This is a genomic window from Dorea longicatena (genome assembly GCF_025150085.1).
Classification (GTDB): Bacteria; Bacillota; Clostridia; order Lachnospirales; family Lachnospiraceae; genus Dorea_A; species Dorea_A longicatena.
The window spans coordinates 2,878,940-2,905,655 of the sequence record NZ_CP102280.1; the positions used below are offsets into that span (position 1 = coordinate 2,878,940).

Annotated in this window: 30 protein-coding genes and 3 pseudogenes; 4 read left to right on the plus strand and 29 right to left on the minus strand. The window is 37.4% G+C overall.

The genetic code is table 11. From position 1 onward, the window contains the following. The first annotated feature begins 155 nt into the window (after nt 1-155). Nucleotides 156-641, plus strand: coding sequence for a hypothetical protein (locus NQ508_RS13790; RefSeq protein ID WP_006427178.1), 486 nt, complete (start codon nt 156-158; stop codon nt 639-641). A 143-nt stretch (nt 642-784) separates the two neighbouring features. Here the strand turns inward: NQ508_RS13790 and NQ508_RS13795 are convergent, their stop codons facing one another. After that, the gene (locus NQ508_RS13795) at nt 785-1,468 is read right to left on the minus strand and encodes a DUF5714 domain-containing protein (RefSeq protein ID WP_006427177.1); all 684 of its coding nucleotides are present in this window, start codon (nt 1,466-1,468) and stop codon (nt 785-787) included. Between the two features lie 132 nt (nt 1,469-1,600). After that, a pseudogene (locus NQ508_RS13800) lies at nt 1,601-1,828 on the minus strand (winged helix-turn-helix transcriptional regulator); the annotation flags it as partial. Nucleotides 1,829-1,963: 135 nt separating this feature from the next. Here NQ508_RS13800 and NQ508_RS13805 point away from each other — a divergent pair. After that, entirely contained in the window at nt 1,964-2,125 is a 162-nt protein-coding gene (locus NQ508_RS13805) for a hypothetical protein (RefSeq protein ID WP_006427175.1), read from the plus strand. Nucleotides 2,126-2,320: 195 nt separating this feature from the next. Here NQ508_RS13805 and NQ508_RS13810 read toward each other — a convergent pair whose 3' ends face one another. The 14 genes and pseudogenes from NQ508_RS13810 to NQ508_RS13875 form a co-directional block, all read right to left on the minus strand. Then, nucleotides 2,321-3,751 carry a 6-phospho-beta-glucosidase gene (locus tag NQ508_RS13810; protein ID WP_006427174.1) on the minus strand — a complete coding sequence of 477 codons (1,431 nt, stop codon included), beginning with the start codon at nt 3,749-3,751 and terminating at the stop codon, nt 2,321-2,323. 97 nt (nt 3,752-3,848) lie between these two features. Next, the gene (locus tag NQ508_RS13815) at nt 3,849-4,166 is read right to left on the minus strand and encodes a PTS sugar transporter subunit IIA (protein WP_006427173.1); all 318 of its coding nucleotides are present in this window, start codon (nt 4,164-4,166) and stop codon (nt 3,849-3,851) included. A 37-nt stretch (nt 4,167-4,203) separates the two neighbouring features. Next, entirely contained in the window at nt 4,204-5,517 is a 1,314-nt protein-coding gene (locus NQ508_RS13820; RefSeq protein ID WP_006427172.1) for a PTS sugar transporter subunit IIC, read from the minus strand. A gap of 56 nt (nt 5,518-5,573) precedes the next feature. Next, a complete protein-coding gene (locus NQ508_RS13825; protein WP_044919840.1) occupies nt 5,574-5,882 on the minus strand; it encodes a PTS sugar transporter subunit IIB in 309 nt (102 codons plus the stop codon). A 266-nt stretch (nt 5,883-6,148) separates the two neighbouring features. Beyond that, complete coding sequence (locus NQ508_RS13830; protein WP_006427170.1) at nt 6,149-6,928, minus strand: MurR/RpiR family transcriptional regulator; 780 nt, start codon at nt 6,926-6,928, stop codon at nt 6,149-6,151. Between the two features lie 402 nt (nt 6,929-7,330). Next, complete coding sequence (locus tag NQ508_RS13835) at nt 7,331-8,671, minus strand: MATE family efflux transporter (RefSeq protein WP_006427168.1); 1,341 nt, start codon at nt 8,669-8,671, stop codon at nt 7,331-7,333. 415 nt (nt 8,672-9,086) lie between these two features. After that, the gene (locus NQ508_RS13840) at nt 9,087-9,659 is read right to left on the minus strand and encodes a DUF4230 domain-containing protein (RefSeq protein ID WP_006427166.1); all 573 of its coding nucleotides are present in this window, start codon (nt 9,657-9,659) and stop codon (nt 9,087-9,089) included. A gap of 81 nt (nt 9,660-9,740) precedes the next feature. Next, nucleotides 9,741-10,352 (minus strand): SAM-dependent methyltransferase, encoded by a 612-nt coding sequence (locus NQ508_RS13845; RefSeq protein ID WP_006427165.1) that lies wholly within the window; start codon nt 10,350-10,352, stop codon nt 9,741-9,743. A 42-nt stretch (nt 10,353-10,394) separates the two neighbouring features. Next, nucleotides 10,395-10,856: a YaiI/YqxD family protein gene (locus NQ508_RS13850; RefSeq protein WP_006427164.1), complete on the minus strand. Its 462-nt coding sequence runs from the start codon at nt 10,854-10,856 to the stop codon at nt 10,395-10,397. A gap of 122 nt (nt 10,857-10,978) precedes the next feature. Next, entirely contained in the window at nt 10,979-11,851 is an 873-nt protein-coding gene (locus NQ508_RS13855) for a YitT family protein (RefSeq protein WP_006427163.1), read from the minus strand. A gap of 71 nt (nt 11,852-11,922) precedes the next feature. Next, nucleotides 11,923-12,120: a hypothetical protein gene (locus NQ508_RS13860; protein ID WP_006427161.1), complete on the minus strand. Its 198-nt coding sequence runs from the start codon at nt 12,118-12,120 to the stop codon at nt 11,923-11,925. Then, nucleotides 12,107-12,313, minus strand: a pseudogene (locus NQ508_RS13865) (GNAT family protein); the annotation flags it as partial. The pseudogene NQ508_RS13865 and the gene NQ508_RS13860, both read right to left, overlap by 14 nt. Further along, the gene (locus NQ508_RS13870) at nt 12,306-12,509 is read right to left on the minus strand and encodes a hypothetical protein (protein WP_006427157.1); all 204 of its coding nucleotides are present in this window, start codon (nt 12,507-12,509) and stop codon (nt 12,306-12,308) included. The pseudogene NQ508_RS13865 and the gene NQ508_RS13870, both read right to left, overlap by 8 nt. 211 nt (nt 12,510-12,720) lie before the next feature. Continuing rightward, nucleotides 12,721-13,719 (minus strand): hypothetical protein, encoded by a 999-nt coding sequence (locus NQ508_RS13875; protein WP_006427156.1) that lies wholly within the window; start codon nt 13,717-13,719, stop codon nt 12,721-12,723. Between the two features lie 227 nt (nt 13,720-13,946). Here NQ508_RS13875 and NQ508_RS14330 point away from each other — a divergent pair. Together NQ508_RS14330 and NQ508_RS13885 are read left to right on the plus strand one after the other, a co-directional pair. After that, nucleotides 13,947-14,045 (plus strand): annotated as a pseudogene (locus NQ508_RS14330) (glucosamine-6-phosphate deaminase); the annotation flags it as partial. A 223-nt stretch (nt 14,046-14,268) separates the two neighbouring features. Next, complete coding sequence (locus NQ508_RS13885) at nt 14,269-14,520, plus strand: ImmA/IrrE family metallo-endopeptidase (RefSeq protein ID WP_006427154.1); 252 nt, start codon at nt 14,269-14,271, stop codon at nt 14,518-14,520. A gap of 177 nt (nt 14,521-14,697) precedes the next feature. Here the strand turns inward: NQ508_RS13885 and NQ508_RS13890 are convergent, their stop codons facing one another. The 13 genes from NQ508_RS13890 to NQ508_RS13950 form a co-directional block, all read right to left on the minus strand. Further along, a complete protein-coding gene (locus NQ508_RS13890) occupies nt 14,698-15,270 on the minus strand; it encodes a CDP-alcohol phosphatidyltransferase family protein (protein WP_006427153.1) in 573 nt (190 codons plus the stop codon). Continuing rightward, a complete protein-coding gene (locus NQ508_RS13895) occupies nt 15,260-16,324 on the minus strand; it encodes an FUSC family protein (protein ID WP_006427152.1) in 1,065 nt (354 codons plus the stop codon). Before NQ508_RS13895 ends, NQ508_RS13890 begins: the two co-directional genes overlap by 11 nt. 31 nt (nt 16,325-16,355) lie before the next feature. Beyond that, nucleotides 16,356-17,399, minus strand: a complete 1,044-nt coding sequence (locus tag NQ508_RS13900; RefSeq protein WP_006427151.1) for a HAMP domain-containing sensor histidine kinase — start codon at nt 17,397-17,399, stop codon at nt 16,356-16,358. Then, complete coding sequence (locus NQ508_RS13905) at nt 17,399-18,109, minus strand: response regulator transcription factor (protein ID WP_006427150.1); 711 nt, start codon at nt 18,107-18,109, stop codon at nt 17,399-17,401. Before NQ508_RS13905 ends, NQ508_RS13900 begins: the two co-directional genes overlap by 1 nt. Beyond that, nucleotides 18,088-19,521 (minus strand): phospholipase D family protein, encoded by a 1,434-nt coding sequence (locus NQ508_RS13910; RefSeq protein WP_006427149.1) that lies wholly within the window; start codon nt 19,519-19,521, stop codon nt 18,088-18,090. The genes NQ508_RS13905 and NQ508_RS13910 overlap by 22 nt, the downstream gene beginning before the upstream one ends. Before the next feature lie 290 nt (nt 19,522-19,811). Further along, nucleotides 19,812-21,371: a cardiolipin synthase gene (cls, locus tag NQ508_RS13915; RefSeq protein WP_006427148.1), complete on the minus strand. Its 1,560-nt coding sequence runs from the start codon at nt 21,369-21,371 to the stop codon at nt 19,812-19,814. A gap of 35 nt (nt 21,372-21,406) precedes the next feature. Then, a complete protein-coding gene (locus tag NQ508_RS13920) occupies nt 21,407-22,087 on the minus strand; it encodes a GTP pyrophosphokinase (RefSeq protein WP_005360232.1) in 681 nt (226 codons plus the stop codon). Between the two features lie 38 nt (nt 22,088-22,125). Beyond that, nucleotides 22,126-23,103, minus strand: coding sequence for a choloylglycine hydrolase (bsh, locus tag NQ508_RS13925; RefSeq protein WP_005347230.1), 978 nt, complete (start codon nt 23,101-23,103; stop codon nt 22,126-22,128). A gap of 134 nt (nt 23,104-23,237) precedes the next feature. Continuing rightward, entirely contained in the window at nt 23,238-23,642 is a 405-nt protein-coding gene (locus NQ508_RS13930) for a hypothetical protein (RefSeq protein ID WP_006427147.1), read from the minus strand. Between the two features lie 7 nt (nt 23,643-23,649). Next, a complete protein-coding gene (locus tag NQ508_RS13935; RefSeq protein ID WP_005334864.1) occupies nt 23,650-23,946 on the minus strand; it encodes a hypothetical protein in 297 nt (98 codons plus the stop codon). Nucleotides 23,947-23,955: 9 nt separating this feature from the next. Continuing rightward, nucleotides 23,956-24,954: a DUF6017 domain-containing protein gene (locus NQ508_RS13940; protein WP_006427146.1), complete on the minus strand. Its 999-nt coding sequence runs from the start codon at nt 24,952-24,954 to the stop codon at nt 23,956-23,958. Nucleotides 24,955-25,032: 78 nt separating this feature from the next. Continuing rightward, nucleotides 25,033-25,608, minus strand: a complete 576-nt coding sequence (locus NQ508_RS13945; protein ID WP_242654716.1) for a ParA family protein — start codon at nt 25,606-25,608, stop codon at nt 25,033-25,035. Nucleotides 25,609-25,622: 14 nt separating this feature from the next. Beyond that, complete coding sequence (locus NQ508_RS13950; RefSeq protein WP_006427144.1) at nt 25,623-26,588, minus strand: ParB/RepB/Spo0J family partition protein; 966 nt, start codon at nt 26,586-26,588, stop codon at nt 25,623-25,625. Nucleotides 26,589-26,716 lie beyond the last annotated feature (128 nt).

The window sequence follows — 26,716 nt, forward strand, 5'->3', positions numbered from 1 at the left end:
TGTAATTATTATAATACCAATCATTTTCGTGTGCCAGAGTCCTTTTTTTCATTTTTTGAAATTACTATTTGTTTTAATCTTTTTTTAATCTTCCCTCTATATGATACATATAACAGCAAAAACAAAACACCCAAGAGCCGAAAGGAGAACATATTATGAAAAAAATATTAGTAGTTTTATTATCTCTCACATTAATATTTGCTTTTACAGGATGCACTTCATCCAATAATGGAGCAGCAGAAGATGTAGAAATTAAGACACAGGAAGTTGTAACATCAAATACAGATGACGATGATGATAACATCAGTAACACAGAAAACGCAGTAGAGAATGTGAACGAAAAGGATTATGATTTCTCTTCTTATGAAAACGATGTCCGTAATATAACAAAAAGTGTAAACAATGCAAAAAGATCTACAAATGCATCTGAGAATCATGAACAATTCTACGCTTTGAAAAAACAGGTAGACGCAGTTGATGACGAACTGGATAAGCTTGACGATGAATTTGAGTATGCTTACCAGATGAAAGAGATTAGCTTCGAGACATACAAAGCGAGAGAACGCGCGATTGAAAAACTGGAAGATGAACTGGAATTAGCAGAAGAAGCGCTGGAAAACAAATACGGCATTGATGATTAATTCCATCTGGGCTACAAGAATGTGGCAGAACTTTCTTAATTTCTAAAATCAGGTAGGAGGTAGATAATTATTTTATCTACCTGCATACCTCTGCAATCTGACTACGGCATGAATTATGAACACAGATAAATGCGACTTTTTTCTTATTCATGAAACGGACACCTCTCCTTAATACATTGGTTGTTCTTATCAGAATGAATACACTTTATAACAGGCTTTTCCATTTGTATATTGAAATTCTCTGCCACATAGTCAATTGCTGAGATTATGGCTATATAGGAATCTCTTTTACAACATCTTGGTCCACCAATGCTCCCGATTGCTTCAAGTGCCTTAGAAGTCATTTTATTAGCCAGACCCCATGGTTCATTTTTAAGTGGAGTCGCTCCTGAGATTATTGATATAAACATTCCTGTACTAATTCCGGCGCCACAAGCACCCCAGAATCCACATACACCGCCTGGAACAGCTTTTCCTCTATTCATCATTTCAAGCAGAGCTTCCGGCAAATCAATCTCACCACCTGCATTTTTATATGCGGTAAGAAGCGCTGAACCAACCATAACATGATGCTCTGGTCCATGCATATGACAGAATGGCTGCGCCATCATTCTTCTTATAATTTCTATCGGATTCTTAGATGTTTCACTAAGACATATGTCTATAATTACACCCATTCCTTTTGTATGGCATTCATTACATACATAATGACCCTGCTCACATCTAGTTTTGCTTAATTCCTTTTTATGGCATAACACACACTCCATCATTTCATCTTTTTCAAGATATATAAGTGGTGCTTTACATATAATACATTCTTCTTTCATTTCCTACCTTCCCAAAGCTTCAACAAATGAACTTGCCTCTCTTATTACTTTTTTGTTCAGAGAATAATAATGCCGCTTGCCTTCCTTACGGTCATTTACAATCCCACAGTCACCCCCGCAAACTTGAAGTTATCACTCTGTCAGTCGATTCTCCTCGCCCCAGACACAGAGCTGATCCAGCACAGTCATCAGCGATTTTCCACGCTCCGAAAGTGCATATTCCACCTTCGGCGGAATCTGCGGATACTCGGTACGGACGATCAGTTTGTCTGCTTCCAGCTCCTTGAGATTCGTGCTGAGAGTCTTGTCGGAAATGGTTTTCAGATACCGTTTCAACTCATTGAATCGCACCGTCTCAAACTAGTTCTTTATCATTTAACTTTCTCCTAAGATAGTACCTGTCATAATTGCCAGTACTTGAATTTATAATTTGCATGGAGATAATTATAAGCAGGATGAACAGTCCTGTCAATATGATCACAAGGAGGAATTATCATGCGAACAAAGCTGAAAATTACCGAAGGCATTTTCCCCATGCCGGTTCTGATGGTTGCAACTTACAACGAGGACGGCAGCGTCAATGTCACTGCCGCTGAGAACGTTATGGTGGATGGAAAAATTGATATGTCTAAGGTCAACGCCATCGCATTAAGTTGAATTCTATAGCCAGCATAATGGTGCATATTTTACAGTAGCAAGAAATTATTTTTTGAAAATTTTGTATTTTTCTGAAATTTAGTACGGAAAAGAGCATATGGCTTTTCTCCACATGCTCTTTTTTAGTAAACTGTTAATAGACATCAGATATAATAAGATTCGATCATTATTCTTTTTTAACAGTCATCCTGTCAACTAATTAATATTTTCACCGTTGGTTGAAATAACTTCTTTATACCACTCGAAAGAATCTTTCTTTCTTCTAGACAAGTCTCCTGTTCCATCATTATGTTTATCCACATAAATGAATCCATATCGCTTATCCATCTCACCGGTTCCTGCACTGACAAGGTCAATGCATCCCCATGGTGTATAACCCATCAAATCTACACCATCTTCCTCTACTGCCTTTTTCATTTCTGAAATGTGGTGCTGCAGATATTCCACACGGTATGGATCGTGAATGCTTCCATCCGCTTCTAACGTATCATATGCTCCAAATCCATTTTCTACAATAAACAGTGGTACTTTGTAGCGATCTGTAAACCAATTCAATGAATAGCGCAGTCCGATCGGATCAATCTGCCATCCCCATTCACTTGCCTTTACGTACTGATTCTTTATGCGATCCTTTTCTCCGCGGTAGTCATATTCCGGATTATCTGGTTCTGCTTTTGTACAGAAAGACATATAATAACTGAAACCGATATAATCGACACAGCCTTGTTTCAATACTGAAAGATCTTCTTCTGTTACGTCGATCTTAAGGTCTTTTCTTTCCCAGTATTTCAAAATATTTACAGGATATTCTCCTTTTACATGCACATCTGCATAATAATATCTTTTCTGCATGGCTTTTTCGGCCTGCAGTATATCTTCCGGACGGCAGGTAGCCGGATAGATTGGGCACATTGCAATCATACAGCCAATCTGAAATTCCGGATTGATCTTATGCCCTGCTTTTATCGCTTCAGCACTGGCAACCAGTTCGTAGTGAGATGCCTGATACATCAATTCTTCTACATTTTCTTCTGGTTTAACCACAACCCCGGAATTAGCGTAAAGCATGAATCCGTCACCGATATCTGCCTGATTATTAATCTCATTAAATGTCATCCAATATTTTACTTTGTCTTTGTATCGCTCAAAGCATGTTACTGCAAATTTCACGAAGAAATCAATCAGTTTTCTGTTTCTCCATCCACCGTACTCTTGTACAAGATGCAGAGGCATTTCAAAGTGACTCAGTGTGATCACTGGTTCGATTCCATATTTCAGACATTCATCAAACATGTCATCATAGAATTTTAATCCGGCTTCATTCGGCTGCTCTTCATCGCCATTTGGGAAGATACGTGTCCATGCAATACTTGTACGGAAACACTTGAATCCCATTTCCGCAAATAAGCGGATATCTTCTTTATAGTAATCATAAAAATCGATTGCTTCATGATTCGGATAATTCTCGCCTTTTAGAATTTCACCTGTTATTCTTCTTCTTGTATTTACATCTCCGCTGGTTACAACATCCATAATACTCAAGCCTTTTCCGTCTCGATCATAGGCACCTTCCAGCTGATGGGCAGCAACTGCGCCGCCCCAGAGAAAATCTTTTCGAAATCCCATTGTTATTCCCTTCCTGTTGTCTTAATTGATTTGTATAATAGTGTTGGGGGCTTTTGCCCCCAACTTTCTGTTTCTATATTCAATCTCAGCTTAATGATTATTTCTCATCGATTCTCTTATACAGTGCAATGAATTCATCTGCAAGAATGCGGAATCCTTCTGCACTCATAAGCTGATCTTCTGCATGCATCAGAAGCATGTATCCATTGGAAATTTCACCATTTGCATCCATTGTCAAAAGATCTGCATGAGCGTTATGTCCAAGTGAAAAGGCTTCATCACCTTGTTTAATCAGTTCTGCTGCCTCATCATATTTTCCTTCTTTCGCACACTGGATCGCATTGATAAAATGTGTTCTTGCTGTACCTACATATGTGATGATCTGAAAACATGCCGTTTCAAATTTTTCGTCCATTTTTTTCTCCTATCCTGCTATTATTTTTATTCTGATTTTACCAGTCTTCATCCTCATCTTCTACCGGCTGATTCTTCTCCTGAACCAGATTCATCTTGTCAATCTTCTTAATGAATGGCAGATAAACAAAGAATGAAACACAAAGGATCACTAACTGAAGTAAAGCACTTTTCCATCCTGCTAAAAGGAATCCTGAGATAATCGGTGGACAAGTCCATGGAATCTGTGTTGCTCCATATAATGGGCAGATTCCTGTATACAGTGCAAAATACTGGATTAAACATGCGATCACAGGCATTCCAATAAACGGAATTGCAAGCATTGGATTCATAACGACTGGAGCACCAAACAGGATTGGCTCATTGATTCCAAATATTGCCGGAATAATTCCCAATTTACCAAGTGCTTTCAACTGTTTTGATTTTGCAAAGAAGAACATATACATTACAAGTCCGATTGTGATACCTGCACCTGTTATATTGATAAACTGATCATAAAACTGCTGTGTTACAATATGTCCTCCATTTGCTATTGTAAGTTCTACACCACTGTCAATAATAGCCTGATTTGCAAGGCTGTTTGCCTGTAATAGTCCTGTCATGATTCCACCAACTACTGTTGAACCATGAACTCCGAAGAACCACAGGAATGGTCCTGTAAAGCACATCAGAACTGCTCCACCAAGGGAGTCTGTCATTTTCTGAAGTGGTGTCTGAACAACTTTGTAAATAATTTCCATACCTGTTGTGTTGAATCCAATAGAACAGATACCGTGAATTACTGCAGTCCCTGTCAGGATTACGAATGCCGGGATTAATGCTGAGAATGCATTTGTTACACCTTCCGGAACTCCGGCCGGCATCTTAATACGTATATTTTTCTTCAAGAACCAGCAGTAAACAAGTGGTACGATTAATCCAACAATAATTGCTCCGATCATTCCCTGTCCTGCTGTCCATGTCTTATTAATGATTCCAGTAACAACTTCTCCACTTTCTGTTGTTATGGATGAAGGCATCAGGATCAAGAATGATGCTAATGAAATAATTGCACAGTTGAGTGGTTCCTGATTTTCCAGTTTCGCATAGCTATAGCTGATACCGATAACTGCGATCATCGCACTGATGGAGAATGTTGCACCACATGCCTGATCTAATACTGCTTTGATTCCTGTAGACTCTAATACATCGACAACTGCCTTTACAGGAAAGTTTGACAGGATCAGGAAGATTGATCCGATGATCAGAGGAGACATGGAAGTCACCATACCATTTTTAATTGACTGTATTCCCTTTGTGTTAATAAACTTAAGGATTATAGGGATTACTTTTTCGTTAAATTTCTCTTTCATTTGCTACTACCCTTTGCTCTGTTTTTTTGCTTTAAATTGTGTATCTTTGTTTTCTCTTATTTATTTTTCGCAAGCTTATATGCAAATTTCAAAACATTCATTCCATTGCACATTCCATAGTCCTGCATTGGGATCACATCTACCGGAACCCCTTTTGGCTCACAGATTTCTTTTGCTCTGCCAAGCTGATATCCTACCTGTGGTCCGAGCAGTGCTACATCCACACCTTCAATCACGCGTTCCATCTCTGTAAATGGATATGCTGCGATGTCAGCATCTTTTCCTTTTTCCTTTGCTGCCTCTTCCATCTTCTTTACGAGAAGACTGGTTGACATTCCTGCTGCACAAAATAATCGAATTACCATGATTGTTTCCTCCCTTATTTCTTTCTCATTTGCTTTGATGGTGCTAGTATAACAAGCATTTTTCGTTTTGTCAGTACTTTTTCCTGTTTCTGGTTTCTGTTCCATATAGACGGAATTTGTTACATAAAAAAAACAGGGCATTCTACTTTGTTGTGTAAAATGCACTGTTTTCCTTTTCCTTTTTTGTATATTATGATACTTTTTCGTGTATTCTGTTTTTTTTGTTACTTATCTGGTTACTATTCGTACCATTACATTCTACAACCTTAATGAAATAAGTCTTCCATATCATTTTGAAACAGATCATCTGTATCGTTATGGACGCCCTTCAATTCTCTTCCGATTAATTCCAAAATAAAAACGACTGCCATCTGGGATGTCAGATCATAATTTTCGTCTTCTTTATATTTATACTCTGAAACATAATAATTTATATTGCAGTCACTCATCTTCGCCAAAGAACAGTTTGCCTTATTTGTAATAGATATCAGGCTGCTCCCTCTTCTTTTCAACTTTTCTGCCAACATCAGTGTCTGTTCCGTCTCTCCTGATACAGACAATGCGATTGTAGCTGTTCTCTCACCTTTTCCACGAAATACTGGCGTGAACGGATCATCAATAGCAAATGAAAACCAGCCTACATTATTAAAATATCTTGCCCCATACTTTCCTATAAAAGAAGAATTCCCCACACCTACAAATATAATTGACGATGCCTTTGTAAGTAACTTCACAGCTTCCTGGATATTCTCAGCAAATGCCTGTGTCTGCACCCGTTCAAAGAAATCTTTAACCGCAGTAAGATCCATATTGATTTTCTTCTGTTCCTTGCTGCTGACTTCCTGTTTTAATTTCAAACGGAATTCAGAATATCCCTCGCATCCTACCTTTTTACAAAAGCGAAGGATCGTCGTTGTTGAAACATGAACCTCCTCTGCCAGTTCACGTACTTTCATATATACTACTTTCTCTTCATTGCTGATGATGTAATTATATACATCCATCTCCAACTGATTAAAAGATTTTATCATCTCATGCGTAAACATATGAATTCAGTTCCCTTCTGTTTTTCTCTCTATTTCATTCTTCTTATTATACACTCAACAACTGGCTTACTTCCTTCCAGCACTGTCTTCTTGCTGCCAGTATCGAACACGGCTGATCCAGCGTGATCATTCCACCTTCTGCCGTTAAGTTCAAGTCGAGTCGCCGCATAATCCCACGGATACAACATCAGTTCAAGATATACTCCGTTTGTAGTCCTTTCGTTATGTCGTTTAATTGCAATATCACAGATTCTGTGCTTCTATCTTATCATGATTTTCCTCATTAATCTATAGATATCCGGGGCAAAATCAGCCTGATCAACACCCTGTTTTTTACTGTTCCAAATTATCGAGCCAGTCGTCGAAACGAGAGCTCCAACGGCTGTTTTGTCAAATTATATATCAAATTGAATCCACCTTATCAATCGGCCATAATTTTCTGAGTGCCGCATAAGAAATCAAAAAGTTTGCGAGCCAGCCAGCCGGTACACCAAGCCAGACAAATGCAATACCAAAACGAGGGGCACAGATTAAGGCAACTGACAATCTTATTGCAAGATTTACCATATTTGCAATAAGAAATGGCCACATGATTCCAAGCCCACGAAGGACTCCATCTGTTGCCATCTTGACACCCATGAAAATGAAAAAGTAGCCTAGCCATCTCATATAATCCCCTGATACCTGATAAGCTAAAGCAGTTCCGTCTTTTCCTAAGAATAACGAAGAAATTTGCGTATGCAATGTCTCAATAACTATAAAAGCAAGAACTGCAAAACATAAATCTAACACCAGTGCAGCATGATATCCTTTTTTGATACGTTCGTTTTTCTTTGCACCAAGATTTTGGGAAACATACGGTGAAACTGCATTTCCAATAGATATAAATATCAGTGAAAATACATTCTCTACTCTCATCGTTGCCGAATAACCCGCTAGTGCCTGTGTACCAAATGGATTTACAACCGCCTGTACAATCATCATCCCAATTGACACTGTAGACTGCTGAAGAACCGAAGGTACAGCAATTCGAAGCATTGAACGTAACTCCTGCCCGTCAAACCAGCTAAAGTGACTTTTATATCGGCGCATCCGACTAAAGAAAATCAAAATTGAAAATACTGCAGAAATTCCTTGTGCAATAAGAGTCGCAAGGGCTGCACCAAACACACCAAGACCAAGTCCAGCCACCATCCAAAGGTCCATAAATATATTTAAAACCGAAGAAAATATTAAAAGACCTAACGGAATCTTTGATTCGCCGATTGAAGTGAACATCGTTGAAAGGATATTGTACATAAACAGAAACGGAAATCCCACAAAATAAACTCGAAGGTACAGTACCGCTTCATCCAATATATCAGCAGGTGTCTGTAATAAACTCATCATTGAATGGGAAAAGCAAAATCCAAACAGACCCAGAAGTATACTTAGAATCAGAAAACTAATTAATGATGTCGACACAATCGTTTTCATTTTGCTATAATCACGGGCACCAAAATAACGACTTACAAGAACCCCTGCACCTACACCTGCACCCAATGCTACACAAATGAATACATTCGTAAGTGCGGCGCAGGCACCAACTGCAGCAAGCGCAGATGAGCCAACAAACTGACCAACAATAATAGAATCCGCCATATTATATACTTGTTGAAAAAAACTGCCTAGAATCATAGGCATTGCAAAAACAGTCAGCGCTTTAAGAGGCGCATCTGTAATTAAATATTCATCTTTTGACATTGTCTTATTCTCCTTCTATAGAGATTTATTTTATATCTTCAAAACACAAAATGCAAATGGGAAAAGTACTTCCAAAACCATCCGAAAATTAGGTACGTTAGAAGAACAGGGCTTCATGCCGGTATATGAACGTCAGGAAATCACTGATGATCTCCATGAAACCTGCGGATTCAGAACGGACTATCAATTCATAACAAAACGGAAAATGAAAGGAATTCAGAAAGAAAGTAAGCGGAGATAAAACATTACTATATTTCGTGTATGCAGATAAAAGTGCCACACCCCTTTACAGGGATTGTGGCACTTTTTTAACTAATCAACTGTCAAAGATGAGAGTATAAAGCATATCTTGTACAAAAACAAGTTGAAAGATCTTTTATGCATTTTATTCTCTTATATCACTAAAATTCTGTGATTACTTAAATTCTACAACAACCTTTCTTTCACCGGCCACATTTTCAAACATGCCCTTGATCACTTTCTTTGCATTCTCATCTGCATTATCAAGGAAACCATATTCATCGGATTCGGCCTTTTTCTTTGCCTTTTCTTCCGCTTCTGCGACAACTTCTATCACAGCTTCTTTATCAATACTCATGATTGCAAAATTCGTGTCATAGATTTTCAGATCACTGGATTTGATCTTGATTGAATCTTCGTTGATCGTACAATGTGGGATAGTGATTCTGATCTCATCATCTGTTTCTTTAATCTTCGCCTTTTTCACATCCAGGCCAGCAGTAACCGTTGTCTTATACTGCACCAGGAATTTGTTCTTGTTGATCAGCGGGATATTACCCTTTGTGCTTTTGAATACATCTGAGATGATCATCTTCTGGGTAGTCAGTTCCGCCGCATCTTCAAGCGTGGTTTCCAGTGGAATACTTTCTTCTTTTGGGCTGGTAATATACTTGTATGCGGATATCGAGCCGACACTGATTACGACGGCAAGAATTACCGCAATGATTACTTTCCATTTGGTCTTCATAGGATTCGCCTCTCTTCTTTTGTATTGCCTTATATCTTGTGTTACTTTATATCATATCACATTATCTTTTCTTCCGGATATCTATTCTATATAATCCAGTTTGAATATCGCAATCTTCTCCCTTGGATCTTCTCCCGGGAACAGATCCATACATACGATCTCATCTGTGAACATCAACTCCTCCACCGTCATCAGATACGATATATACTCATCTGACGGATAATAGAAGAATAACTGAATCCGTCTCGGCTCTGCATAATAAGATTCTAATATCCTTGCCATCACTTTTCTTAATATCTCCACCGAAAACGGATTAAAAAAGTACATACAGTCTGCCGTCTCCGGTACTGCAAATTCTTCCGCATTCGCAAGTTCTATCTCCACTCTTCCGGACGATACCGCATCTTTTTTATTCTCTGCTGCTTTCTCATAGATTCGCTCATCATATTCGATTCCGATAGACTTACATCTTGTCTGATATGACAGGAAGAAGTCTACTCTTCCTTTTCCACAGCCATAATCAAGCAGTATATTCCCCTTACGGATATATCCTGCATTTGCCAGCCTTTCCAGCACAGAATACGGCGTCGGTTCGTAAGGGTAGCGGTACTGGTCTGCATGAGTGTCATCTCGTCCCATCGTCCGAATATTCAAAAGCTTGTCCCATCTTGATTCGTTCTTATCTTCTTTCATCTTTTTTTATCGCCTTCTGCTCTTTCACTTCTTTTATTTTTATCACGCTTCATCCTCCGTTTTCAACCGCTTTTCCACAAGTCTGGTAAATGATTCTGCAAATCTTCTGTCATCTTCGTCTGTCCTTTTTGACGGACCTTTCAGATGATGCTTCTTCTTCGCATTTCTCGCTTTCTTCGCGAGATGTCTTTCCATCAGCATACGATCAATATTCTCATTCGTATACCATTTGCCATTCTGATGGATTCCATATGCTCCCTTTCCAAGAATCATTGCTGCGACACCATAATCCTGTGTTACCACGATATCACCTTTATGGCAGAGACTGACCAGTTTAAAGTCCACAGCATCTGCTCCGGCTCCTACCGTCACTACCTCACTGTAATCCGAATATAACACATGATTCGTATCACACAGAAGAGTTACCGGAATCTCATATTCTTTTGCGATCTGTTCAACGATGGCTACCACCGGGCAGGCATCGGCATCCACATATATCTTCATAATACTTTTCCTCAAATACTTGTTAACAGAAAAACGCCACACATGTGACGTTTTTCTCTATTTATCTATTATCTACAGAACCTTCCATTGGCATCTTCTTGGCAATTATCTATCATTACGAACTAGAATGATCTCACCTTCGGTCTGTAGCGCATATCAGATACTGTATACACCGTTACAAATGCTTCCGGATCTTTCTGGACAATATAGTTCATGAGTTTCTGATATTCACTCTTATCTACAATCGTAATAATCTCTCTGTACTTCTGCATATTATAAGCACCCATCGCTTCATAGAATGTCGCTCCACTGTGCAGCTCATGTAAAATAAACTGTCGTACCTCTTCTTCGTATTTTGTAATAATGCAGACTCGTCTTTTTACATTCTGTCCAAAGATGAAATGATCCAGCACAATACCATTAAAATATGTGCCAAGCACACTTAACACTACCGCTTTTTTATCATAGATCAGAGCAGACGAAAGTGCCACACACATTCCTGAAATTGACATAGCTTTTCCTAGTTCGATGTGAAGATACTTGTTCATGATCTTCGCTACGATATCCAGTCCACCGGATGACGCATTCATGTTGAATAAAATGCTAAGACCAATACTTACCACCAGAATATAACATAACACATCCAGCTCATTGCTGTTCGTCAGTGATTCAAAATCCGGAAATACATGTTCAAATACCGCCAGATACACTGGCAGCAAGATACTCGTATATACCGTCTTCGCCCCAAATTCTTTCCCGCAAGTTACAAATCCGATCAGCAATAAGACCACATTCAGGATCATCGTAACCGTTGACACATGCAATGGTACATAATGTGCGATAATAATCGCAAGTGCAGATATACTGCTGATCGAAGTCTGACTCGGAATCAGGAAGAAATACACTGCCGCGGCGATAATCCCCACTGCTATCGTCATGACGGCGGTTTCTTTTAACGTGTCTGATGTGAAACCTTTTTTCTTTTGTTTGTTCATTTTTTATTCCCCACTTTTGTAAATAGTTTTATCAATATTTATATTATATCTCTAATGTATCCTCGTAATAATTATTCTTTTTTCATCATATACATTTTTTTCCTTCCTGCTCCAGTCCGTATGACAGTCCCCTCATCAACCAGCTTTTTAAGTGCTGATTCTACTGAAGAACTTCCAAGGCTAGGGCAGGCAACCAATGCATCATGTTTTGAAAACTTTCCAAGCGTGTTTTCCGAATATGTCTTTACAATATCATATATATTCATCATTTAGTCCTACAAATCCTTGTATCATTTTATCTGCTTCAAACACATAAACTTCGGATTGTGACAGCATTTCTTTTACTAATTCATAATTACTTTTCCAATATTGATTGGAAATAAAATAATGTGCTTTCAGATTTGTCTTTAACCATATGTCAGCGACTCTATCGATATCTCCGTTCAGCAACTTTCTAATCATAACAAATATTCTCCACAACTACATCCTTTATGCTTTTCTCTTTTTTCCATTCTATCACAAGCTCACCATTAATTATCAATTTTTTGATATTTTTTCTTTTCCCCCACTGTAAAACAGCCTCTGAGCGTTTCGTTATATAGAGGGATACAAATAAGGGCAAGATCCACCCATGTTTAACAGTAATGTCGTTTGCCATCCTGTTCTCCTATGGGATTTATCTTGATGGGGATTTCCCCATACCCTCTCAATAACAGACGTTTCACTTGTCTGTTGGTTCCACCTAAAGGTGTTCACAGCACTATTTCTAATATCGGAAGGGACAGCCGATATTGAAATACGTGAACTCCCGGCGGGAGGAATAGTCTCAGCGGAAGGAGGAGTATGAGAACAAAAACAAAAATATCTTCTTAGTGCAGCTTATCTCGCCAAGAAACTGAACTACAAACTACTATTCCATCTTCATAGGAAGAGATTCCATCATGTGAAAACTGTTCTGGATACTCTATATCACTAAGTTTCTCGTTTACATAATTATTAAAATTACGATATCTATTCTGTTCATTAAATTGTCCTGATTTCATCGAATTATATATTTCTTCAAGAATACAATATTTTTCATCTTCATACACCCAACAATAGTATTTTTGATTTTTTACAGACTCACATTGATATACCTGATTTAATGAATCCACATACGAAACAAATGCTTGATAATACATAAAGCATTCTTTATCAAAATTAATTTCTAAGTTAACTTCTCCCTTTCCTTCTGGATCCACATCATGTATATTCCATACTTTATCTATACCAGAGTATGCGTCAAAACATGAACAAATTACATGTTTGCTATCTTTTTGTGGGTAATACATCTGGTTTGTTGATGTATCCTTAATTGAACCCACATTATTTAATTGTACTTTTGCATGCTCGATTGTCTTTTTCCTAACATTCTTATTACAAGTCCCCTTACTTTCAAATAAAAATACTTTTTTTTGCCCATCAACTCCGATCCAATCTGGTGCCATTTTTCCATTCACCAACGTTCCTTTAAAACTCTTATCTGTAAAATGATATAATTTGTTAATGTTATATATTTCATTTGCAATAATTCTTGTTGCTAACATACCCATGGCAAAAGAAATTACATTTTTATATGAAGTTTCCGCAAATTCATACTCATCTGAAATTACATAAAACCCTTTTTCCTTTTTTACTGCCATTCTACACATTGATGAATAAAATTTTCTTGCATCTCGAGAAATCAGTTTTTTTCCGTAAAATCCATTTAAAATAGCATATTTACTAAAATCTCCTCTTGAAACGTTAAATGATCTATGTTTGGTTGCATTAGGATTTTTTGAATAATCATTCTCTGAATCAAAATATTCATAATTCACACTTTCCATCTATTTTCCTTCTCCTTATCAGATGTAAATTTTTTTGATATCATTTTATTAACTTATCATTTTTCTTCATTCTATCACAGCATCTATTCTTCCGCCATCAGTCTTTCAAACCAGCTATCCAATAGCAATGATAAATTGGCCTACATCTGGCAATTCTTGCAGCATTTCGTCCAGAGTTTTCTGTTTCACATATTTCTGCACATACACCCAACAGGCAAGTACTCTATGGAGCAATCACTCCGGAAGTACCGGCTTCCATCCTTCAGTTACATAATGATGTAACAATCGTTGCTGATGAAGCTGCACTGAGTGAGATTGATAAATAATATCTACTGGACACCGGACATTGCAGTGTAACTTATGAAACGCATTTAGCTTTTGTTAAAAAAGGGAAGCTGTGATACACATCCATATACCACAACTTCCCTATATTTTCATCTTCATTTAATTTTAATCAATTGTCCATTTAAGCAGCTGTTCTTTCACCTTTTCAAATATCTGCATTACAACTACTAACACAATTACCATAAAGATAAATCCAACCCAGGTATGCAAGATGATACACTCTACAATATGACGGATAATACAGAATACCAGGCCAATCTGTTTGCTGCCGATCTGCTGATTGAAGATGAGGAAATCGAAGATATGGTTCAGAACGAGGACCTGGATTATTTCGGACTCTGCAGCTCTTTGAATGCGACTCCGGAACTCATGAGCTTTAAACTATACAGCCTGACAAAACGAGGCCAGGCTTACCATATGCCGATGGAGATACAGAGTAATTTCCTGGCGAAATAAAGTAAATAAAGATCCTGTTCTATATATCATAGTATGAACAGGATCTTTTTATAATGATTTATTTTCTATCTAAAATTTTATTAAACCGACTAAAGACTCCATAGTTTGTGTGTTTGACTTACTGTTTATATCTATCTTCTCCTAAATATTTTTCTAGTCATTGCAATATAAAATTGCTTATACAGTCTCTCCCTTAAGAGTCCTGGTATTCTGGATAATATACAGAGCGACCGATATGACCATCATTATAGCGCACAAACCAATCAACAGATCTGATACCATAGGTGTAATGTGGAACCATATAATATGCACCGCTGCAGTTCCATATAATAAAAAGGTTACTATCTTTCCATGCCAGTCTGCACCGTGTACTTTTCCTGTCTTTCGTATCACAAGACATCCACTGACTGCCATATACAGCTCCTTACCTGCCATTATTACGATTAAAAGAAGCATATGCGGAAACCGAGTAAACAGACAGATTAACATCGCTGCCTGTGTCAGCTTATCGGCCACCGGATCAAGTATTTTTCCCAAATTACTAATCATATGGAATCTTCTTGCGATATATCCATCAGCAAGATCCGTAAGACCAGACAGCAATAAGATTTCTCCAGCTAACAGAGGATTTTTCTTTACACAATAGCTCCATATAATTACCGGAATCAGGCAAAGCCGAAAAAAAGAAAGAAGATTAGGAACCGTAATAATTCTATTCAAATTTTCTTCCTGATTCACTTCACTCTGCATGTACGGTCGCCTCACTTTCCTTTTTTTTTGACATAAACCAATAAAATATAACACAAAATGCTAATGCAAACACAACACCAAAAACATTTTGAATCACTCTAAGACTAACCGCTCCTTGTAGTCCATAAGTCTCTGCAGCAATGGCTAAAGCACCAAATGTGTTAAATACTGCCTGCCAGCCATATTGTGCTGAAAGTCCTACACCGATTCCACCAAGAATTCCTATATATGCATAGATTGACGAAGGAAGCAGAAAATATAATACTGTAAAACATATAACACCTGCAATATTTCCGACAATCCTTTTACGGACTCTGTAGTGCATATCTTCCATAAATGGCAAAATCGCGGACATGGCCGCAATACCAGCCCACATTGCACGTGGCATATTACAAAGTTCTGCAATGCAAAGGACAATCGGTACGCATAAAATCTGACATATCTGCCATTTTGTTCTGGAAGAAGTGATATCAAATTCTTGTATCAGATCTTTCAGATTTCTTTTATAAGTTCTGTTTTTATGATTTCGATAAAATACGAAGCAGGTAAGTGCTGCACCTAAAGCCATTCCGACTAATCGCATCTGATAGCTTTTTCCCGTAACATCATAACCATATAGCAGCAGATACCCAAGAACCAATGTAGATTGATTAAACATGAATGGATTATGGCATCCGAACAGAATCAACACAGCCAGTGTCGCAATATTTAACAGCATTCCCAATACCGGTGAAAACTGATTTGCTAAATGCGGACATACAGTCATAATTACAAAGAACAAAGCCAAAAGCATCGTAGATTGTCCGGTGTGGATCCCCAGATCCGCATTCCGAAATACCATAAGGCATAATAAAACTACTACACCCACAATACTATTCTCATTTCCAAATAAGATACTGAAAATAGTAACAAATAAAAAACAAAATGCCATTGTAACAGCTATCTTTACCAAATATACCAGTATATGATATGATTTTTCTTTCACTGTTTCACTCTTTTTCAACAGATTTTTAGAACCTGCCTGATTTAACTGCAATTCCTGATAAAATGTCATGTAATTCCTCCTCTATCTGTTTTTCTTAAACTTATATGGCCTCATCTTTCTGCTTTGGCAGCTCTATAACAAATCTGCATCCACCATATTCACGGTTTTCTGCTTTGATTGTTCCTCCGGCACTATCTACAATCCGTTTTACAAGTGCAAGACCTAGGCCATTTCCTTCTGCTTTATGAGATCCATCTACCTGATAGAACTTGTCAAATATTCTGGATTTTACATCATCCTCTATTCCTGGTCCTTCATCTTCCAGAATGAACTTAACAGAATCCTGTTCTTGTTTCAGAAACATCGTAATTGTCCCCTTTGAAGGGCTGAACTTAATCGCATTATCCAAAAGATTTATCCAGATATGCATAAAAAGTCCTTCATTCCCAGTATATTTAACTTCCTCCAATTCTACCTGAAAACCAATTTCTTTTTCTGTCCATTTTGTTTCCAATGAAAGAAATGCCTGGCGGATTTGTTCATCCAGACGATATTCTGTTTTTTTCATTGGTATATTCTGATTCTCTAACTTGGATAACAGCAAAATATTACCAACCAATCCGGAAAGTCTTTGGGTGTTAAATAAGATTTTTTCTACATATTCCTCTTGATCCGGAGACAGTTCTTCTCCCTGAAGCAGCATTGTATATCCTTCAATGGCATTAATCGGGGTCTTAAACTCATGAGAAACATTAGATACAAAATCCATCTGCAGCACCTCTGTTGCACGAAGTTCTTTTGTCATAACATTAAAACTTTGATAAGATTCTCCAACTTCTGCTATACGGCTGTTCGTTTCCAAATGCTGTTCAAAATCTCCCTGAGAAACTTCCTTCATTGCTTTACTAAGTCTGGTAATTGGTTCCAGTAACTTTGCATTGATAAAGGAAGTGATCAGCCCTGCAATCAATGTATTGAAAATCAAAAGCCAGCCAAGCACAGGTATGCTGCCCGGCAGATTAAAAAAATGATTCAAAAAAGCAAATAATAAAGCAGATATGACTGTTGAAAATACAAGTGCCAGCCAGATTGCACCAGTCAGACAGGATCGGATCCGCAATCCTTTTTCTTTCTTTTGTTCCATTATTTTTTCACCACCTTGTATCCAATTCCACGCATTGTTACGATTTCAAAATCAGGGTTATCTTTAAAACGCTCTCTGATTCTTCCTATATGTACCTCTATCGTATGTGGGTCTGCCTCCGTCTCGTATCCCCATACTTCATCCATCAACTGTTGTTTTGTAAATGTTCTGCCTGGCGAAGCTGCAAGCTTATATAAAAGCAGGAATTCTTTTTTAGGCAAAACAAGACTTTCCTTATCAGTTGTAACCGTCATTGCATCATAATCAAACTCTGTTGAACCGATCACAATTTTGTGTTCATTCAGTATCTGTGCACGGCGAAGCAGTGCTCCGACTCTTAAAACCATTTCATTCACATTTACCGGTTTTACCATATAATCGTCACTTCCCGAAAGAAATCCCTGGCGCATATCATCAAAGGAACCTTTCGCAGTGATCATAAGCACTGGTATCTGATATCCTGCTGAACGAAGTTCTGACACCAGTTCATAGCCATCCATAACCGGCATCATAATATCAGAAATGATCAGATCAATATATTCCTTATCCAATACTTCTAATGCCTGTGCTCCATCCGATGCACTTTTGACTTGATATCCATTCTTCTCAAGCACTTTTTGGAATAGCTGGCTTAATTCTTTATCATCTTCTACAATCAATATTTGAAACACGTTTTTCTTCCTCCTTATTAAAACAGATACCTTGCCCATCCAAGCAGATGCTGTACCAAAAATATTTTTCTCTGACGTTTCTTTGTTAATTCGATTGGCTCTACATGATATGGATCATTATAAGTTCCGCCTTCTAATATCTGGCGGGACACTTTTTCATATTCCATCATGCCCTCTTCCAACTGTTTATTAATATCTTTACTGCGAATTACAAGCATCAGTTCCGTATCCAGATATGCACTTCTCATGTCCATATTAAAGGAACCGATTACAGACAGATCATCGTCAATGAGAATACTTTTTCCGTGGTATGAATAACCGCCTTCATATTCCCAGATATTAATTCCTGTACTTAAGATTCTATTTCTGTTTTTCGCATAATCGGCAGCCCCAAATGGATTCCCATTATTCGCAACTGAATTTGTCATGATAGAAAAATCTGAAACGTTCTCTGCAATCTCCTCCCATGTATTATACATCATATCATTACAGATAATATATGGCGTGTGGATCTTCACACGATCTTTTGCATTTTTCATCAATTCTCCCAACTGATACCACACTACTGGTTCTTTGGAACCTGTGTGAATAGGATTTGACACTAATGTAATCTTTTCTGTCTCAAAAGTTTCGTCCGTATAATCGGTCTCGCAGATTCTTTCCTTATTCTCTTCAAAATATTTCTGATAGCTGTTCTGCAGCTCTAAAACTGCGTTCTTTACAGATTTTCTATTTGCCAGTTTTTTATTGTTATGAAAATAACCACTGTCTTCCTGATTCCATATGGTTTCAAAATACTCTGACAACTGGTTAACTGAATTTTCTTTCTCAGGTTCATCGCAAACCACTAACACGTCTCTGTCATAGTTCTTATGTCCCGGAAAATCACCCAGGAAATAATTATATGTATTTCTTCCCCCAAGAATATATCTCTTTCCATCTGCAATCAAATATTTATCATGCATTCTACCCATCATTTTCCACGGTTTCAACGGATTGGCCTTATTATACAGTTTAATTTCAACATTCTCATGGGAAGATAATCCATAGAAATACGGATTTCCTTCCATATCAATCCAGCTCTCCATTCCATCTACTAACAGACGAATATGTACACCTCTGTCTGCCGCATCATGCAGTGCTCCTAAAATCAATTTTCCACTTTCATCGGATTGAAATGCAAAAGTAGAAAGAATAATTTCCTTTTTTGCATTCTTGATCAAACGCACTCTTTGTAAAAGCGCTTCTGGATTCTTTTCTATGATTACTGCCCGTTCTGTATTTTCACTGCATTCGTTCCATGACCCATTTTTTGTTTCTTTTTTGGTTGTATTGGACACTTCCGGCTGCTTTTTATATGCAACGCAGATTCCGAGCAATTCATAAAAAGCCACACATAAAAAAATTGCCAGTATAACAAGAAGGATTTTACATATTTTATGCTTTTTCATTGTACATCACCTGCTTCCTTTTTATTTCATACTTATACAATACAAAGTCAATCTCAATTTAACCTCAACAAAATTTATTTTTCATAAAAAAATATGACCGGCTTCTTTTTAAAGAAACAGTCATATTTTTATTCTAATATATGAAGGAGCTTTTCTTACTCCGTTGTATTAATCACTATCCATGCAAAATCTTCTTTGTACAACAGACTGTTAGATATAGCAAAAACGGCCTTTCAAAAACAGTTAACTTCTAAATCAACTGTTTTTTGAAAGGTCGTTTCATCAGATTCTTATAGCAATCCAGCAAATAATCTCATAAATAATTGTCCCAGTCGCAAATATGCACTTCGTCCGGTTTGATATTGGTCTGTCACATCACGACATTCTCCCATCGTTCTTATCAGATCATTTTTTATTTCCACAACTGCCTGACAATCTGCCATAAAACAGCCGTTTTCAAAATGGTGATATAAACTTCGATAATCCAGATTAATTGTTCCACAAGTTGCCATACAGTCATCTGCCACACTCATTTTTGCATGACAGAAACCAGGAGTCCACTCATAAACACGAACACCATGTTTAACTAATCCATGATAAAAAGAACGAGTTATATTATAAATGAATTTTTTATCAGGGATACCAGGTGTGATAATTCTTACGTCTACCCCTCGCTTAGCAGCCAGACATAACGCATGCGTCATTTCATCTGTTATGATTAGATATGGAGTCATAAACCAACAATATTTTTCAGCTTTATTTATCATACTGATATAAACTTCTTCTCCTACTTGCTCATTATCCATAGGGCTGTCTGCATAAGGTTGAACAAACCCAGTTTGCTGTGCCGCATAATCATAGTGGAAAAGGTATTTACTAAAATCAGAATCATTAGCATCCTTATCACTTACTGCATTCCACATTTCCAAAAATGTCACCGTAAGCGACTGAACAGCATCTCCTTCTAAACGAATACCTGTATCTTTCCACTGTCCATACGGGTGTGTGTAATTAAAATATTCGTTTGCTAGATTATATCCACCTGTAAATCCGACTTTTCCATCAATAACTGTTATTTTTCTATGATCACGATTGTTCAAAAACAGATTTAAACCTGGCATAAACGGATTGAATACACGGCAATGAATTCCTATTGCTTCCATCTTTTTCACAAAATCTGTGTTAATAAAGCCTATAGAACCCATATCATCGTAGAATACTCTAACTTCCACACCTGCTTTTACTCGCTCTTCCAGAACATCTTGAATCTTATGCCATGCTTCAGCGTCTTCTATCGCATGATATTCCATAAAGATAAACTTCTGTGCTTTCTCCAAATCCTTAAGCTGTGCCTCTAATCCTTTCACTGCTTCATCAAAATACACAATATCCGTATTCTGATAGATTGGATACTGCGAATTTCTTTGTATGTAACTTGCTATATTTCCTGCTTTCGGAATTTTTTCTTTTATTTTGCTCAAACACTCCTGACTGTCCGGAAGCATTGGTAACAATTTGCTATCAATTTCTGCATATCGCTCACGCATTTTATGTGTGCCACCATTCAAACCAATCAACAAATACAGGCCTACACCCATAATTGGGAAAATTAGAATTAAGATGACCCAAGGCATTTTCATAGAGGATGTCTTATTTGATGCGTACAATCCCAAAACCAAGATCCCACTCAAAATCCTTGTAAATAAATTTATGATTTCTGCATATTCATTCAAGCGTGTTACGATAGTAATAATAAAAATCACTTCCAGAAGAATGCAGATTATGGAAAAACACAGCCGTTTTACCCCATTTTTTGTTTTTGCTTTGCCCTCTAAAGTATCTTGTTTCATATATATTCCACCTTCCTACTTGCTCAGTTTTCTTCCTAAATTTCGTGGAACATACCAATTTTGTCTTTTATTCTCTGCATTTCATTATCTGCTTCAATGATAGCTCTTGCAGAATGAAGTAATTCTTCACTTATCTCATCATAGCCAGGCATTTCTTCAATTCCTTTTTTATAGCGAAGTTGATGTTCCAATGTTGCCCAGAAATCCATACCATTGGTTCGAATCTGTAATTCTACACGCATAGGTGTTTTACCCTTAGCAAAAAATACTGGTATTTCAACAATCATATGATAGCTTCGATAACCATTCGATTTTGGATTTTTTATATAATCTTTTATTTCAATAACTTTAATATCATCCTGTTGGGTAATCAAATCTGATATCATATAAATATCGTCAATAAACGCACAAACTATTCGAACGCCTGCTACATCATTGAGATATGTCTGTATATTTTCTGTTGTAAATTCATATCCCATCTTCTGCAGTTTATCGTAAATACTATTGGGCTGCTTAATTCTTGTTTTTATAAAAGAAATAGGATTTCGATTGTTCTCAACTGAAAATTCATCATCCAAAACCTCAAGTTTAGTTTGTATCTCCCGAATAGCACAACGATACATCATCATTAAATTATAAAATTTTGTAGCATTATTTAAAAACTGTAGTGATTCCGGACTGTTCATCCTGAGTTTTTTTACTTCATCTTTTGTCATGGAACTTTCCTTTCTACCTCATCCCTGATTTCAAAACATTATTTATTTTGATAGTTGATTCGTTCTCCTTGAATTACTGGATAACAAATCATTTTATCACTATCCAGATTTTCTACATGCATATCTACTGCACTGATCTGATGGTTTTCATAAGTATTGTAATAATAAATACCTTTTGTAACATTACAACACGACGTATACAATGTGATTTCATATTTTCCATCCGCTACTTCGCAACATCCTCGTTGCTGATCCACAGATCCGAGAATGTGGAAGAATTGGCTAACGCTTTCTTCCTCTGATTCACCTGAAATTGCATTTACCTTTGTAAAAGCTACACGTACAAAGCGTGAGGAAGATGAGAGATCTCCCGGAAGACCTAATCCTCCCATACCTCTACTATATGCATCAAGAGCCAAATTTTCGCAGAAAGTATTTCTGGGCTGTTTAGGAGATAAATACATATAATTATTTAGTTGAAACATCTGCTGTGGAAATGGAGGATTATTCGTAAGCACTCCTACTGGATTGTCATAAATATGCAAACCATCTGACATAGATTCTACCGTAATTGACTCATTCTCATCAGAAATGATCCAGTGTAATTGTGCTAATGGTAATTGCTCGCTGAAAGGAGTATTAACAATATTAATTCGTTCAAGAAGCTCGCGAACTTCAACTAAAGAAGAACACTGACTTAAAATCCACGGAATAAATTCAAACTGTGCAATATTTTCCACATCTGGCTTAATCGCGGCATAAACAGCATTTCCGACAAAATTCAGTCCTGCCATTGCCACTCCTTTTTCATTCATAGCATCATAATACAAAGGATAATCCTCAGCAACATGAGCCATTCCAATAATTGCATAATGATTTTTCATATCGCCAACATGGCGAAAATTAAACGCATAATTACGTGGTGTAATTACTATCTGATCACCATAAGAGAATTCATAATCGAGGGTTCGTCCAAAGTAAAAATCTTTTGTTTTATAAGTTGCTGCTGTACACATGATCGTTTATCCTCCTAAATAGATTGAAATATGTCAATGAGCTTTTTCTTGAACAATATTATAGCACAATTCTTTTATTTTGTTCCAACTTCATACATGATCATAACATGTAAACTTTAAACTATTTTCCTAGATTATTTCTCCATCAGTTTTTCAAACCAGGTATCCATAGCTAGGATGAATTGACCTACGTCTGGCAATTCTTGCAGCATTTCGTTTAGGGTTTTGTGCTTCACATATTTCTGCACATACACCCAACAGGCAACGCTACTGGCTTCTGATACAATGTCAGCTATGGTTTTGCGCATAAGCTCTTCAAATTCAGCAATTTCTTCTTTTGGAACAACATCATACAGTGTTGGTGCCTGATGACTTAATTTTACGCCATTTTCATTTGCATCTTTAAGCAGATTCTTAACTTTTTCTCTTGAGTTCTCCGGTACTTTCATGTACTCCCAGATAAATGCTACCACATCGGACGGTGTGTCTTTTTTTAGTGGTGGTAACTGAATATAATCATTGTTTTCGCTCATTTTCATATTCTCCTCACGATATAATAAAATCAATAATACGTTCTCTTGTCATGTCCAGTACAGTATCTACAAACACTCCTGCAAACAGGATCAGATACAGAATTACACTCAGCGAAAATAGAAATGCAACCTGTACCCAGTCATGATAACAGTATGCAGTCGCTATAATCAATAAAGTGAATATAAATCCAAGGATCCCTCTGACAACCGCATAAGTCTGTACTGTCATTTTTACTGCCAGGCCGATTACAAAAAGGATCAGCCATACCGGCAGTAATAATATCTTTCCAGCAAGTTTTAAAATAAACATGTGCACCTCCTATCTTACCAGTCCTGGCATATCATGGTTCACCTCTGCCTGATAATACCCGTTCATCGTTGACGGTGCATTAAACAGGGCTGCTAATAAATATTTCTTGATGTTCTTCACCTTTGTGGTGTTACCACTCATACAGTGTAAGACATACTCGATATGTGAATAGGTCAGCATCAGAAATTTTTTCTTCACCAGTGATGCCGGATACCAGTTGCTGGCAATCAAGATCTTGTCATTTTTACACATCACAGTCTCTACGATCAGGTTCACGATTTCATCTACCTGCCGCATATCGTCATGATGGGTTACTTCCAGTGATTCATAATCAATGGTCTCTTTGACAAGGTTTTCATAAGCCTGATAATCCTCAGAGCGGTTATCGCCATCGGATCGATTCTCATCTGCAGATACGATTTGATTAGATTTATTATCATTCATTTCAGTATCACTAAGATTAGTATTATTAGGGTTTGAAATGTAAACTTCTTGAAGTTTGTTTTCGGGACTTCTAGAAGTTTGATTTTGGGACTTCATGAAGTTTGAAATGTAAACTTCTGTAGATTCCTCATTTTCCACAGAAGTTTGTTTTTTAAACTTCTTTAATTCCTCTTCAAATTTTTTCTCATCTGTTTTCTCAGGCATAAAGGTTTTCACGTAGATAACGTTCACCTTTCCAAATCCCTGTCTGCGTTTCTCAATCAGGCCAATCCCTGTTTCGTCATCCAGTTCTCTCATGGATTTGATGGCTTTATTTCTGCCACAGTTCAGTAATTCCATGATATCTTCGATGGAAAAGTAGATATATGCTCTGTTTTTGTCATCAAACCACTGATTCTTGATGGAAAGAGACATTCGATCCAACATCAGTCCATATAAAATTTTAGCATCGCTCGATAAATCTTTAAAATAACTGTCTGTAAATAATGCTTTTGGTATGCGGTAGAAGCTGAACTGATCAGCTTCGGTACCGTAAAAATAATTAAATGTCATTTTTTTCTCCATAATTTTCTCCTTTCATTTTCTGCTAAGAAGTCCTCTTTTTAAACTTCTTTGACTTTGTTTTCTTAGCTTTTTCTATCCTTAACAGGACTGTTCCTGCATCCATTTTTCTAATAATGATTCAATCACCTGTTCCATATCTTTGGCTGTATAATCATCCGGAAAGTACTTTGTCAGTTTCTTTTCTGAGAAGGTAAGAGACCGGGATACTTTCTTTGCCATCACACAGTTATTGAAAATCGATAACATCTGGATCTGATTGATACAGTCGATCAGGATATAATCGTATCGGCATCGTATCGCATCGATATATTCTTTCATGATCATTTCTCTGCTCATAACATTTCCCATCGTTACTTCCAGTGCGGAAAGCTCAATATTTGCCGGGAGAAGATCTACATTTTCCTGGTGATGTAAAATCCCATCTTCCAGAGAGATTTCTTCTTCGTTGATGACCTCCATCATGATCGTTGCCAATGTGATGCGAAGATCATCCGGTTCCTCATATCCAAGACTTGCGGTTAAACTTCCCTGTGGATCCGCGTCGATCAGCAACACTTTCTTACCTTCTCTTGCCAGTCCAATGCCTACATTTACGGTTGTGGTGGTCTTTCCGACGCCACCTTTCTGGTTTACTACGGATATAACTTTACACATGATTTCTTCCTCCTTTAACTTTCCCATGATTCTTTTTTCCATAATTTCAACAGTGCCAGTATTTCCCGTTTCATCATTGCCGGTGTATAAGAATTTGGAAAATACTTGTGCAACTGCTCGTTTGTGAATGCCACTCTTGTAATCTCACCCTTTTTCACTTCACACATGATCTCTTCCATCTTTTCCAGTGACAACTGTTTTTCTTTACTCAGTTGCCGGATCCTCTGGGCCTGTGAGAGTGATGGGATTGCCTGTGCATACTCCATTGCTACAAGCAGTTCTCTTTGTTCTTTTTCACTTAATGCAGCTATCTCTACAGCCGGACAAAAAGAAATAATCTCATCATCCAGTTTCTGCAACATTTCCGGTATCAGTTTTGTCAGTGAGATATAACGCTGCACTTGTTTTGGGCTATCACCACAATCTTCACTGATGATTTCTATTGCCCGCTTTCTTGGTGTTTTGTGGTCAACTTGGCTCTTTTTTCGACCACTTTTTCTTTTTAATACGTCATTCTTCAGTTTGTAAGCAAAAGCTTTTTCACTGTAGCTGATCCGTTCTCTGTGAAGATTGGAATCTACCATGCTCAAGATGGAATCATCTTCACTTAATACCCGGATGATTACCGGTACTTTACGGTATCCCAGTTTCTCCGCAGCATGTTTTCTTCTGTGACCGGATATGATCTCATAGTATCCATCCGGTACTGGTCTGACGATTAACGGATTTAAAATTCCATACTTCTCAATGCTTTCCTGCAAAAGAAACATTTCCTTATCATCTTTTACCTGAAACGGGTGCTCTTTGAACGGACGAAGACGCTCAATCTCAATTTCTATGATTCTTTCTTCGTTTTCTTCTGATTGTCTGTTTGGTTCAGTCATCTTGACTCCTTTCCTCCAGGATTCAGGAAATAAAAAATGCCTGCCTGGAACTTTTATAGATAGTAAAGTTCCAAACAGACATTGCTGTTTGACCATTAGCTGTAGCTAATAGAATTGAATACTGTTTCAGCTAATGCATGTTTGCAGGTTTGGGAGAGATTGTTTCTTTTCCCGCCTTTTCTCTGATTTACATCCCCGAATAAGGGGTGACAACAGAGCGGGAC